Raw genomic sequence first — 12,743 nt, 5'->3', positions numbered from 1 at the left:
TGGGAGATGAAATTGAAGATTGATGAGATAAAAGGTATTGTTAAGGCTATTAGAGATACAATGCATAAAAAGAGGGAGTATTTAATAGAACTTGATTCTGTTATGGGTGATGGTGACCTCGGACTTACCATGTGTAAGGGCTTTGATTCTGCTGTAGAGGCGATAGAATCCTATGATGGAGACGATATAGGTCAAGGCCTATTGAAGATAAGTATGTCTATGTCAAATGCGGCAGGAACTATGGGAATACTACTGGCATCTGCAATTATGAGTGCTGCCAAAGCCTCTAAAGGCAAAGAAATTTTGGAAGCAGATGACCTTGTTGAGATGGCCTATGCAGCAGTAGAAGGAATTAAAAAAAGGGGTAAGGCCAAGGTGGGGGATAAGACTATCCTTGATTCCCTTGTCCCGGCAGCTGAAGCCCTTGATGCGGCTGTTAAAGAGGGAAAAGAACTCCCAGAAGCATATCGTGCAGCTGCAGAGGCTGCTGCCGAAGGGGTAGAAAAGACCAAGGAGATGGTTTCACAATTTGGCAGGGCACATTATTATGGTGAAAAATCAAGGGGGAATCAAGACCCTGGTGCTACAGCAGCACTCCTGATTTGTCAGGCAATTAGTGATTATTTAAATTAGGGATATATATTATGCTGGGTCCAGCTGGGTCCAGCTTTTTTCAATAGTTTGGAGGGATTTTTATGTTGAAGACTATTAAATCAAGATTAATGCTTATAATTAGTCTACTGGTTATTGTACTTATTGCTACCAGTTCATGGTTTGCATATAACCAGTCTAAAGGAGTAATAAGGGAGATGGCAGTTAATTCTGCCAGACAGCTTGTTAATAGTAATGCAGAGGCAATTTCTTTACAGTTACAGGCTATCAGGGCTCAGATTATGAATTTAGCTGATACTGATGCAATAAAGTTTATGGACTGGGGGCAACAGCAGCCTATATTTGAGAGGATACTAAGCCACGAGGACTATATAGAATCTATTCTGGTAGCAGATTTAACAGGAGAGTATCAGGTTACTGCTGGTGAGAATGGGAATATTAAGGATCGACCCTATTTTAAGAGAGCAATTAATAATAATGAGACAGTGATTTCTGACCCGGTAATAAGTAAGGCAACAGGCAAACAGATTATAGTTATTGCTAGCCCGATTATAAAACGCTTTACTGATGATCAGGTTATTGGTATTGTAGGGGCAACGATAGAACTTAAGTTTCTACAGACTTTAGTCCAAGAGATGAATATAAACGGGAAAGGCTTTGGCTGGATTATTAATGATGATAATAATACAATTGCCCATCCTGAGGAAAAATACATAGGTAATAGTTCTTTGATTGATAATGCAGGAGATGGTCTTAAAGGCATTACAGCCAAAATGCATGGTAAGTCAGGAGTAGACTTTTATCAGCAGCAGGGGGAAGAGAGGTGGCTGGTCTATACACCAATAGACTTAACTGACTGGTCGATAGCAATGGGGGTAAAAAGCCAGGAGGTTTTAAATGGTCTACAGATTGTAAAAAAGGGGAGTTTTTTGATCAGTCTGATAGCAATCTTAATCGGGCTACTAGTTAGCAATTTTATTGCGAATTACATAACCTCACCAATTCTAACACTGTTAGAAGTAATAAGTAGTCTGGCTAAAGGAGATTTAAGAAAAGAAATAACAGGAAATACTATGAATCGTAAGGATGAGATAGGTATTTTAGCCAGACAGGTAAGGGAAATGACAGTAAATTTTAGAGATATAATAAAACAGGTCAAGGATGTCTCCTCTAATGTAGTCCAGTCAAGTAATGAGGTACAGCATTCTGTAGAACAGATTGGTAATACAGCTGAACAGGTTGGAGTGAGTATACAAAATGTTGCTTCAGGTGCCGAAGAGCAGAGTGCCCAGGTTGATGAAACAGCTAATAATGTAAAATTATTAAGCAATGAAATAGACGGAATTAGGACCAGTTCTATTGAACTTGCTAATGAAGCAGAGGAAGTAAGTCAAAAGATATCTGTGGGGAATAAATCAATTAAGGAATCTGTTAACAAAGTAAAGGCAGTTAAAGATGATAACAGTAGAATAGGTAAGGAGATTAATACACTTGGAGAGTATTCTCAGGAGATTGGACAAATAGTTGGATTAATTAGTAGTATCTCTGAACAAACAAATATGCTGGCTTTAAATGCAGCGATAGAGGCTGCCCGTGCTGGGGAAGCAGGACGTGGATTCAGTGTAGTAGCAGATGAGATAAGGGAATTAGCTGAGGAATCAGCAGGTGCTACTGATAAAATAGCTGCCCTAATTAGTGAAATACAGACTGGAATTAAAGATGCTGTAGATCAAATGTCTGAGGGTACAGCTAATGTTGATGATAGTGTACTGTCCATTCAGGAGACAGGTAAAATATTTGCTGATATCAATCAGATGGCTGTTAATTTAAAAGAGTCTCTTGATAGGGTTAAAGAGAAGACTGGTGTTATGAATCATAATAGCCAGAGTGTTGATCAGGCAATTAATGACATATCTGTTGTTAGTGAAGAATTTGCCCAGACTGCTGAAGAGGTTGCTGCTTCCAGTGAAGAACAGATAGCTTCTACTGAGGAGATTATATCACTTACCCAACAGCTAGCAGATGGATCAGCAAGGCTTAGTGAAACAGTGGATAAGTTTAAAATATAGGGTAAAGAAAAATAAAACAGTCCTGCCTTTAAAGGCAGGACTGTTTTATTTAATGTGCGGATTCTGCCATTATACAGATGATAAGCAACTATATGTCAAGAGTAAGGGAGCAGCAGAAAGAGTTATGCGAAGTGTAACTGATGAATTATTGACCAGCCAATTGTAGCTCATACAGAAACAGCTTATATTATCGTGAATTAGCCCTGGTAGTGAGGAAATATGATTTGTTGATATAAAAATTTCAAAACGAATATCTCTATAAAGCCAGTCATTATAATGGTGGAAGGAGTTCTCTACCAGTTTTAATGATTTTTGATGTTAGTAAAGGTTAAAAATTAATAAGGAAACTATTTTTAGTTATTTTTGTTTTTAAATTAAGAATTTCTGTTTTTGAACATAAAGTCTTTGCTAACAAGTAAAATTATGATATAGTAAATAATATAATATTGAACCTGAATATAAGCAAGTAAGACATTAATCATTTGGTTTCAAAGTTGGTCACCGACTTTTCTTTTTCTGATTGAAAAAGGTAATATTCCACCAAATAACTTCAAAAAGAGGGGGACAAGTTTTTAAGTCAAATTTTTAATATAACAAGGTTTTAGTGATATATATTATAAAATTTTTGGTATTGCTAACAAATTCAATTTGAGTTTTGGTTAATCAATATATGTTTAAAAGATTTGTAATATTGTAATTGTCTTTAATATTTAAAAGGAGGTGTTTTATGATTGCATCTAATATTTTAAATTACAAGAAATATATATTAAATAATAATTTTAAAATTGGGTTTGAGTATCTAATTAAAGAAAATTTAGAAGATCTACCATATGGGAAATATAATGTAAATGATAATATATTAATTATAAAAGAAACATATGATACTTTATACTTAGGTGAGACTTTTTGGGAAGCTCATGAAAAGTTTATAGATATTCAGTTTATTCTAAATGGTGAAGAAAAAATAGCTTATTCTCCAATAAATATACTTAATGAAATTGTTTATAACAATAAAAACGATTTGAAAATTTTAAAAGGTGAAGTAAAATCATTTGTACACCTTAAAAATAATGATTTTGCTATTTTTTTTCCAGAAGATGCTCATATGTCAGGATTGAATCCTGAAGAGACTCGAGTTGCTGTAGAGAAAATTATTATAAAAATTAAAATTTAATAAAGAAATAATTGTTTCCATGAGTAATATTAGCTACTGTTATAATTAATTTTTAACACTTCAGCATATTAAATATATTTGATTTAATTGACGTTAGATTAGTAACTAATTATTATCCTAAAAGGATTTAAGATATTTTGAGAGGTGATAAGATGAAAATAGTTGCTGTAATTCCAGCAAGGTTAAAGTCAACACGATTACCAAACAAGGTATTAACTAATATTAATGGAAAACCAATGATTCAGCATGTTTATGAACGTGTCAGTAAAGCTGATTTATATGATGTTGTTGTTGCCTGTGATGATAAAAAAATATATGATATTGTTAAATCTTTTGGTGGAAAGGTTATGATGACTCGGAAAGATCATATCAACGGTAGTAGTCGTATAGCAGAGGTAGCTTCAGCAATTGATGTTGACATTATAATAAATGTTCAGGGAGATGAACCTTTAATAAATAGTAAAGTGATTAATCAAGTTATTGAAGCGTTTAGTGATGAGGAATGTGTAATGGCTACATTAAAACAAAAGATTGAAAACGAGAGAGATATTATGAATCCAAATTGTGTTAAGGTTATAACAGATAAAAATTCTAATGCAATTTATTTTTCAAGATATCCACTTCCTTATTTACGGGAAAATAAAGCACAAGATTATTTTAAACATATTGGTATATATGGGTATAAACGGGAATTTCTCTTGGATTATGTTAAGATGGAACCGACAGAATTAGAAATTGCAGAATCATTAGAACAACTTAGAGTGATCGAAAATGGGTTTAAAATAAAAGTATTAGAAACAGATTGTAAACTAGTGGGTGTAGATACTCAGGATGATTTGAAACGAGTAAGTAAGTTACTAAAACATAATAATGTTTAAAAAGGAAGTTTTAATATTTTTATTAAGGGGGTTGAACTTAGTAATGGTAAGTGGAATAGTCAAATCTTTACAAAAAGGAATAAGAATTATTGACTGTTTAGCTAAAAATGGCGAGATGGGTGTTACCGATCTCAGTAAAGAATTCGGTGTATCTAAAAGTAGTATTTATAATCTTTTAAATACATTTGCGCAAAATCATTGGGTAGAAAAAAATGAAATTACAAATAAATATAAACTAGGAATACGTTTATTTGAACTTGGTAATATTGTAAGAGAAGGTTTTCAATTAAGAGAGGTTGCAATTCCATTTATGAAAGAACTTGTTGATAAAATTGGAGAAACTGTTCATTTAACAGTATTAGATGATGGTATGGTTGTATATATTGAATCGGCTCAACCAGGTAATAAGTTTAGTGCAGTATCTCTTAATGAAAGGAGGGTATATATGCATTGTACAGGAGTAGGGAAGGCGATTATGGCTTTTCTAAAAGAAGAAGAGATAGATAAAATTATTGAAGAAAAGGGCCTTCCTCTATTTACAGCAAATACTATAATTGATTCTGATGAGTTAAAAAAAGAACTTGGTAATATAAGAAAAAGGGGTTATGCTATAGATGATATTGAACACGAGCCGGGAGTGAGGTGTGTAGGTGTTCCAATTTTCAACGAAAAGGGGGAGGCTTTTGCTTCTATGAGTTTGACGGGTCCATCCCCAAGATTTTCTGATGAAAAGATTAAAGAATATGCTGATATTATGAAAGAGATTACTGTTATTATTTCTAAAAAATTAGGTTGGAAAGAATGTTGACTCGTTTCATATGTTCTTTATTAAAGAACAATAATTAATAATAAAGAACATATGAAACTTAGAGAAAAAGCAAGGATTATTGCTTTAATTTGCGTTTGTTGTAGTTATAGACATATAATAGTTATTGAAAAAATAATTAATACATGATATTATTAATACAGGAATTGTTCTTAAGGGATATTAAATTTTAGTATGTATTTCGAAAAAAATATATTTTAATGAGTAATGCATAGTTAAGATTATCTTGATTTATTATTAGTCTTCATGATAAAACGTTTACATTATTGGGTTTGTGTTATGTTTTTGAAAAGGATTAATAATTCAATATAATTACGTAATACAATTATGTATTTTTTAATTTTCTACCGGTAAAACGATTACAAGTTTAAATATTCTAACTAAATAACAATAAATTGTTTTATACTTAAGATAACTTTAAATAATGAAATGAAATTAATTTTAAATAGTTTGAATCTATATAAAACGTTTACAAAAAAGTGAATTATTAAATAATTCTATAAAACAAAACTATAAAAAGAGGTGTATTTAGAAATGAAACGCATGAAGGGTATTAATACAGCACTATTGACTCCATTTACTAAAGAAGGGAAATTAGACAAAGAAGCTTTAAAGGATCATATTAACTTCCTTGTTGAAAAGGGAGTGCATGGACTTTATATTCTTGGTACAACAGGGGAAGCATTTTTGCTAGACAAGGAAGAAAGAAAAGAAGTTGCTGAATTGGCAGTTGAGTATGCAGATGGTAGGGTGCCTATCTTTGCAATGATTGGTTCAATACCAACAAGTAATGCTTGTGAATTAGCTGTACATGCTAAAGAGGTGGGTGTATCTGGTATTGGGGCTATTACTCCTATATATCATTGTGTGAATCAACAGGAAATAAAAGAATATTATCATGCAATTGCTAAAAGTGTTGGAGAGGATTATCCTTTATATCTTTATAATTTACCTGGTCGTTCTGGTAGTGAGTTACTTCCAGAGACAGTAACTGAATTGTCTAAAATTATAAACATTGTTGGCATAAAAAATAGTATGTCAGATATGATTCGTTTAAATAATTTTATAAATAAGACTGATGATAATTTTGATGTATTACAAGGTTGTGATCCTTTAATACTTCCAGCTATGGTATGTGGAGCAAAAGGTGCAGTGTCAGGTATTTCTAATGTGTTTCCTGAATTGTTTGTAAAATTATATGATTTAACCATGAATGAAAATTATGAAGAAGCTAGACGAATTCAAAAATTATGTACTGAGGCAACTATTATCTTGAAAGAAGGAGCTAACTTAGCTTATTTAAAAACTGGTGTTGAGATTAGAGGATTAAAGAAAACATATACACATAAACCATTATTAGATATAAGTGAAGAGGAAATTAAAGCCCTAAGAAATGATATGCAAAAAATACTTGAACAAATATAAAAGAAGAAAGAAAACTAATATTTAAGTTATAAAAAAAAGATATTGAAAAGATTGTTAAATTACAAACGTTTCCACTAAAGCATCTTTGTGTTAAAATGAATGAGGCAGAAGAGTTAGTTTGTTTATACACTAAAACTAACTTTAGTTAAAAGTAATATAATTCTAGTCTAGGGGGGGATATAAAGATAAACATTCAAAAAAATATTTTTGCTTAAAAAAACTATTAAGGAGGAAGAATAATGAGAAAAATATCAATAATTAGTGTGATAACACTTTGTTTACTATTGGCAGTTTCTATGGTTAGTATGGCAGTTAATCCAACTCCAGATAATCCTGTGGTGATGAGAATATCTTATAATGCTCCTGAGACATTAAACACAGAAGTTGTGCAATGGGAACAAGAACATGGTTTAGCTTTTATCTTTAAAAATCTTGTTGAATCAGGAACAGATGGTGCTGTTAAGGTTGAATTATATCCTAATGCTCAGTTAGGTGATAATAAGGCTTCAGTTGAAATGGTAATGAATGGCAGCATACAAGGATGTGTTGAAACGGGAGTTTTAGCTGGATTTTATCCAGAATTTGAAGTGATTAATATTCCTTATTTATTCAAATCCCCAGAGATAGCTTGGTATGTTTTTGATAATAGTGAATACTGGACAAATTTGAAAGAAGATATGAGAGAAAAAACTGGTTTAAGACTGTTAGCAATGGGGCAGAATGGTGTAAGGCACTTTAGTCATAGTGATAAATTTATTAAATCACCAGCAGATTTAAAAGGTCAAAAAATGCGTGTTATGCAATCACCGGTATTTGTTAGAATGATGAAGGCTTTTGATGCTAATCCTGTTCCAATGGCGTTTAGCGAATTATATACTTCTTTACAGACAGGTGTAGTTGATGGTCAAGAAAATCCTGTTTCTGTAATAGCTGTAAACAACTTAAATGAAGTTCAAAATTATTTAACTTTGGACGGACATCTCTGGAGTGAAGATGGTTTTGTTATTAATGACGATTTCTATAATAGTTTGCCTGAAGAAATTCAGATAGTTATGATACAAGCAGCAAGACAAGCTGAGGTTGTTAATAGAGGAATTGAAACAATTCATTCTAGTGGCCCAGGGCTCGAGAAATTAAAAGATGAAGGTATGAATATATATGTGCCAACTATGGAAGAAAAAACAGCCTTTGCAGAAATTGCTCAACCACCAGTAGTAGAATATTTACAAGATAAAATTGGTGAAGAAACAGTAGCTGGTATGTTAGAAGCTGTTTCTAATGCAGAAGAAGCCTTAGGTTATTAGGAAATCAAATAAAGTAATAAAATTATTTCCGGAGTAAAATTTTTTACTCCGGAAATATTACACTTAAAAAAGGGGGGCTTTGTTTTGACAAAAGGAAAAGATAATAAAAAACATTTTTTTATATATAAACCAATTAAGAAAATTACTAATTTTATTGATGTAATAACGATTAACTTTACTGCTATATTGGTGTTTATAATGTTAATTATTGTATTATTACAGATTATAACTAGATTTTTAGGGGTTTCTTTTTCATGGACTGAAGAACTTTCAAGATATTTATTAATTTGGATTGGAGTCTTATCAGCTAGTGCTGCCTTGAAAAGGGGTGCTCACGCTGGTGTGGATTTTTTTATTACACTATTTCCCAAAAGATATAGGAATCTGATTGTAATATTTAATGCAATTATCATGATATTTTTTTTGTTCTACTTTATAAATGTTGGATGGGAGTCAGCTATAAAAGCAAATAGGATTACGTCAACTGCATTAGAATTAAAAATGTTTTGGCCCAAAGTAGCTATACCTGTAGGTGGAATTTTAATGATTATTAACTTAATATATTTAGTTATTGATAATTTAGATAGATTTATTTTTGATAGAAATGGGGGGATGTAAAATGGCTTGGTGGCTTTTTATACCTTTTATAATTACTATGATTTTAGGTGTACCAATAGCATTTTCGTTGGCTACTAGTTCTTTAGTATTCTTACTTGCTTGGGGTGTAATGCCGATTGAAGTTATTGCGCAAAGATTTTTCAGCTCAATTGATTCTTTTGTTCTATTGGCTATCCCTTTTTTCATTTTAGCAGGAGAATTAATGAATAGAACTGGTATTACAAAAAGTTTAGTTGAGTTTGCAAATTTAATTATTGGAAGGGTAAGGGGAGGATTAGCTCAAGTTAATATACTAGCAAGTATACTTTTTGCAGGTTTAACTGGTGCAGGAGTTGCCGATACATCAGCACTTGGTTCGATATTAATTCCTGCTATGGAAGAGCAAGGATTTGAACCCGAGTATAGTGCGGCAGTTACAGCTGCTTCTTCGGTTATTGGGCCTATTATACCCCCTAGTATCATTATGGTTGTGTTTGGTTCGATTATGGGTTTGTCTGTAGGTAGTCTTTTTGCTGCGGGTATTATACCTGGAATAGTAATAGGACTTGCTTTAATGGTGATGGCTTATATTATTAGTAAGAAAAAGGATCATCCGTATCGTGAAGGAAAGGTGAGTAGTAAAGAATTTTGGGTTGTAACTAAGAAAGCAATATATTCTTTGATTATGCCTATAATAATTGTAGGAGGTATTTTTAGTGGTCTCTTTACACCAACAGAGGCTGCTGCAATTGCTGTTGCTTATGCTTTGGTTATTGGATTTTTAGTATTTAAGTCTTTGAGCCTGGAAGATTTACAAAAATCTTTAATCAAAAGCGGTATTACTACCTCTGTTATAATCATGATTATTGGAGCTGCTAATGTTTTTGGTTGGGCTTTGTCTATTGAAAGAATCCCACAGTTTTTAGCAAGTTTCTTATTATCTTTAGATCTTACTAAAGTTACTTTCTTGTTACTAGTTAATGCGTTTTTATTATTTATGGGTATGATTATGGAAACAGGAGCAAATGCCATTTTACTTGGTCCTATCTTAATGCCTATTGCAATTCAACTAGGTATTGATCCCCTACACTTTGCTTTGATTATGCTGGTTAACTTAAATATTGGCCTTGCTACACCTCCACTAGGTGTTTGCTTGTTTGTTGCTTGTCCTATTGCAGATATATCAATGGGTCAGATAACACGTTCTATATTACCCTTTATGATTATGGAAATTATTGCATTGTTAATTATTACTTTTATGCCTGAGGTTGTATTGTTTGTGCCAAGATTACTTGGATATTAGTGGATAAGATAAGGGAGTTGATTTTTAAATGTCTAAAAAAATATTAATTACATTGACAAAAAAAGAAAAAGAAACTATAGATAAAAAACTTGTAAAACCATTAGAAAAAAAAGGTTATGAAGTAATTGTTGTTTATGAAAATGCAGCTTTAAGTGAGGAAAAAATTATTGAAAAAATTAAAGATGTTGATGGTTATATTGTTGGATTAGAAAAGGTAACTGAGAAGGTATTAAATTCTGCTAGTAATTTAAAAGTAGTTTGTAAGTTTGGGGTTGGTACTGATAATATTGATAAAAAGTCAGCTGCAGAAAAAAATGTTAGAGTGACTAATTGTCCTGGTTTAAATAGTAATTCTGTTGCTGAATTAGTGCTGGGTATTATTTTTTGTTTATCAAGAGATATTACTTTTTTAGATAATAAAATGAAAGATGATTTATGGATATCTTCTATGGGGACAGAAGTAACTGGAAAGAAGTTGGGTATTATTGGTTTGGGGAATATAGGTAAATGTTTAGTGAAAATTATTCAGGGTTTAAATATGGATGTAATGGTTTATGATCTTTTTAAAGATGAAGAATTTGCTGAAAAATATAATTTAGAATATGTTGAATTAGAGAAAATAATTAAAGAATCAGACTTTATATCTCTGCATATTCCAATAAATAAAGCTACCAGAGACCTTATATCTGAGAATGAACTTAAGGCAATGAAGAAAAATGCCTTTTTAATCAATACAGCTCGAGGTGGAGTAGTTAATGAAGAGGCATTATTAAAAGCTATTGAGGATAAAGAAATTGCAGGAGCTGCTTTAGATGCATTTATCAATGAACCTCCGGTGGGTTCAGCTTTAGTTAAACATGAGCGTGTTATTGCCTTGCCACATATTGGTGCTGCTACTTATGAAGCAACTGAAAGAATAGCCCAATATTCTATGCAGAATGTTGTGAATGTTATAGAAGGAAAAGAACCATTAAGTGAAGTAAAATAATAATACAATATATATCATAATATATCATAATTAATTTGTAAACTGACTTGTAGAAATAATTTTTATATAAGTCTCTTTCATAATCAAATGTACAGGGAAATTAAATTAAAGTAAACTGTAGTATAAATAAATTGTGAAAGGGCTTATTTTTTTAGTTCTTAGTTATATAATTAAGCACATAATTATATAGTTAAAGTCTTTGAATTTTAATAGGAATAGTCATTTTTTCAATATTGACCTGAAAACTTGATTATATTTCTAGAAATCATTATAATTATATTAATATTTCATATAAAGAGTTTGGAGAGTGTATGGTTTATGGAGGTTTATACTATAAAGGATGTTGCAAAGGAAGCGGGAGTATCTATTGCAACCGTTTCTAGAGTAATAAATAAAGCAGATAATGTGAATCCTGCTTTACGCAAAAAAGTTTTGAAAGTTATTGAAAAACTAGATTATAAACCCAACCGGATAGCCCAGGGTCTGAAAAGTAATACAACAAATACAATTGGTATTATAATTTCCGATATATCTAATCCTTTTTTTATGAGAATAATAAAGGAAATTGAGAATATAGTTCATCAAGAAGGTTATACTCTTATTTTAGGTAGTACAGATGATAGTCCTCAAAAAGAACTAGAATATATAAAATTATTATATGAAAAACGAATTGATGCTTTAGTAATTTCTTCTACAGGTGAGAATGAAGATTATTTAAATGAACTACAGGCAGCAGGTATGCCAATTGTTTTTATTGATAGAAGACCAGTAAAGAATAAATTTGACTCAGTATATGTAGATAAAGTGACTGCAACTTATCAAATGGTTAAGTATTTGTTGGACCAAAACCATAGGTCAATAGCACTTACAACTGGGCCTAGAGATATTATTACTAATTATGATCGATATGTAGGATATACAAAGGCTTGCTATGAATTTAAACTAGAGATTAATAATGATTACTTGAAATTTGGGCATTTTACGGTTGATTTTGGAAAGAAAAGTTTGAAAGAACTATTAAATCTAAAAAAAAGGCCTACAGCTATAATATCTGGCAGTAGTTTGATAACTAAGGGTATTCTAATACAGGCTAATAAAGACAATTTGGAAATACCAAAGGATTTTTCTCTTGTAAGTTTTGGTAATATATCTATGAATGAATTAATTTGTCCTAAAATGACATATTTGGAACAGATGATTCATGAAATTGGTAAAAATTCAGCAGAAATATTATTAAATAAACTTTTGGGTTCAAAAAAAGGAAAAAAAGAAATAAAATTGGAGGCTAAAATTGCAATTGGGGACTCAGTTTTAAATCTTAAAAATTAAAGGTTTTGTTTTAAGGGAGCAATCTAAAATAGAGAATATACTTGTAGCTGATAGTATGAATATGGCTCTAGTAGTTAAGACAGTACGTAATCCAGAAAAGGGTGAAACTATTATTGGAGAATCGTTTAATGAGTTTCCTGGGGTTAAAGGTGTTAATCAGGCAGCCGATATAGGGAAACTTGGTGGGAAAGTGGAGTTTATTAGGTGAGCAATGGTCTTTAATGATCGAATGGGGAGT

Annotated in this window: 12 protein-coding genes; all 12 read left to right on the top strand. The window is 31.5% G+C overall.

Annotated elements, in window-relative coordinates:
* Positions 1 to 6 precede the first annotated feature (6 nt).
* The 12 genes from dhaL (at position 7) to GM661_RS17175 (ending at position 12,713) form a co-directional block, all read left to right on the top strand.
* Positions 7 to 633 carry a dihydroxyacetone kinase subunit DhaL gene (dhaL, locus tag GM661_RS17230; RefSeq protein WP_230867904.1) on the top strand — a complete coding sequence of 209 codons (627 nt, stop codon included), beginning with the start codon at positions 7 to 9 and terminating at the stop codon, positions 631 to 633.
* Between the two features lie 62 nt (positions 634 to 695).
* On the top strand, positions 696 to 2,681 hold the full coding sequence (locus tag GM661_RS17225) for a methyl-accepting chemotaxis protein (RefSeq protein WP_230867903.1): 1,986 nt from the start codon (positions 696 to 698) through the stop codon (positions 2,679 to 2,681).
* Positions 2,682 to 3,408: 727 nt separating this feature from the next.
* Positions 3,409 to 3,855, top strand: coding sequence for a YhcH/YjgK/YiaL family protein (locus tag GM661_RS17220; protein WP_230867902.1), 447 nt, complete (start codon positions 3,409 to 3,411; stop codon positions 3,853 to 3,855).
* 152 nt (positions 3,856 to 4,007) lie between these two features.
* Entirely contained in the window at positions 4,008 to 4,733 is a 726-nt protein-coding gene (gene kdsB, locus GM661_RS17215; RefSeq protein WP_230867901.1) for a 3-deoxy-manno-octulosonate cytidylyltransferase, read from the top strand.
* 31 nt (positions 4,734 to 4,764) lie between these two features.
* Positions 4,765 to 5,541 (top strand): IclR family transcriptional regulator, encoded by a 777-nt coding sequence (locus GM661_RS17210; protein ID WP_230867900.1) that lies wholly within the window; start codon positions 4,765 to 4,767, stop codon positions 5,539 to 5,541.
* A gap of 552 nt (positions 5,542 to 6,093) precedes the next feature.
* The gene (gene dapA, locus GM661_RS17205; protein ID WP_230867899.1) at positions 6,094 to 6,984 is read left to right on the top strand and encodes a 4-hydroxy-tetrahydrodipicolinate synthase; all 891 of its coding nucleotides are present in this window, start codon (positions 6,094 to 6,096) and stop codon (positions 6,982 to 6,984) included.
* 239 nt (positions 6,985 to 7,223) lie between these two features.
* Positions 7,224 to 8,288, top strand: a complete 1,065-nt coding sequence (locus tag GM661_RS17200; RefSeq protein WP_230867898.1) for a DctP family TRAP transporter solute-binding subunit — start codon at positions 7,224 to 7,226, stop codon at positions 8,286 to 8,288.
* 84 nt (positions 8,289 to 8,372) lie between these two features.
* Positions 8,373 to 8,906: a TRAP transporter small permease gene (locus GM661_RS17195; protein WP_125986503.1), complete on the top strand. Its 534-nt coding sequence runs from the start codon at positions 8,373 to 8,375 to the stop codon at positions 8,904 to 8,906.
* 1 nt (position 8,907) lies between these two features.
* A complete protein-coding gene (locus GM661_RS17190; protein ID WP_125986501.1) occupies positions 8,908 to 10,188 on the top strand; it encodes a TRAP transporter large permease in 1,281 nt (426 codons plus the stop codon).
* A gap of 28 nt (positions 10,189 to 10,216) precedes the next feature.
* Positions 10,217 to 11,176: a phosphoglycerate dehydrogenase gene (locus GM661_RS17185; protein ID WP_230867897.1), complete on the top strand. Its 960-nt coding sequence runs from the start codon at positions 10,217 to 10,219 to the stop codon at positions 11,174 to 11,176.
* A 318-nt stretch (positions 11,177 to 11,494) separates the two neighbouring features.
* Positions 11,495 to 12,505, top strand: coding sequence for a LacI family DNA-binding transcriptional regulator (locus GM661_RS17180; RefSeq protein ID WP_230867896.1), 1,011 nt, complete (start codon positions 11,495 to 11,497; stop codon positions 12,503 to 12,505).
* Between the two features lie 55 nt (positions 12,506 to 12,560).
* Entirely contained in the window at positions 12,561 to 12,713 is a 153-nt protein-coding gene (locus GM661_RS17175) for a hypothetical protein (RefSeq protein WP_230867895.1), read from the top strand.
* The last annotated feature ends 30 nt before the right edge of the window (positions 12,714 to 12,743 follow it).

It is taken from the genome of Iocasia fonsfrigidae, from assembly GCF_017751145.1.
In the GTDB taxonomy this organism is placed as follows: domain Bacteria; phylum Bacillota; class Halanaerobiia; order Halanaerobiales; family DTU029; genus Iocasia; species Iocasia fonsfrigidae.
Note: the sequence above shows the minus strand (reverse complement) of the source record. Positions and strands in the feature narration are given on the sequence as shown.

Excerpts from the sequence above, each read along its gene's own strand:
- dhaL (WP_230867904.1), top strand. The coding sequence starts at position 7 with ATGAAATTGAAGATTGATGAGATAAAAGGTATTGTTAAGGCTATTAGA.
- GM661_RS17225 (WP_230867903.1), top strand. The coding sequence starts at position 696 with ATGTTGAAGACTATTAAATCAAGATTAATGCTTATAATTAGTCTACTG.
- GM661_RS17220 (WP_230867902.1), top strand. The coding sequence starts at position 3,409 with ATGATTGCATCTAATATTTTAAATTACAAGAAATATATATTAAATAAT.
- kdsB (WP_230867901.1), top strand. The coding sequence starts at position 4,008 with ATGAAAATAGTTGCTGTAATTCCAGCAAGGTTAAAGTCAACACGATTA.
- dapA (WP_230867899.1), top strand. The coding sequence starts at position 6,094 with ATGAAACGCATGAAGGGTATTAATACAGCACTATTGACTCCATTTACT.
- GM661_RS17200 (WP_230867898.1), top strand. The coding sequence starts at position 7,224 with ATGAGAAAAATATCAATAATTAGTGTGATAACACTTTGTTTACTATTG.
- GM661_RS17190 (WP_125986501.1), top strand. The coding sequence starts at position 8,908 with ATGGCTTGGTGGCTTTTTATACCTTTTATAATTACTATGATTTTAGGT.
- GM661_RS17185 (WP_230867897.1), top strand. The coding sequence starts at position 10,217 with ATGTCTAAAAAAATATTAATTACATTGACAAAAAAAGAAAAAGAAACT.
- GM661_RS17180 (WP_230867896.1), top strand. The coding sequence starts at position 11,495 with ATGGAGGTTTATACTATAAAGGATGTTGCAAAGGAAGCGGGAGTATCT.
- GM661_RS17175 (WP_230867895.1), top strand. The coding sequence starts at position 12,561 with ATGAATATGGCTCTAGTAGTTAAGACAGTACGTAATCCAGAAAAGGGT.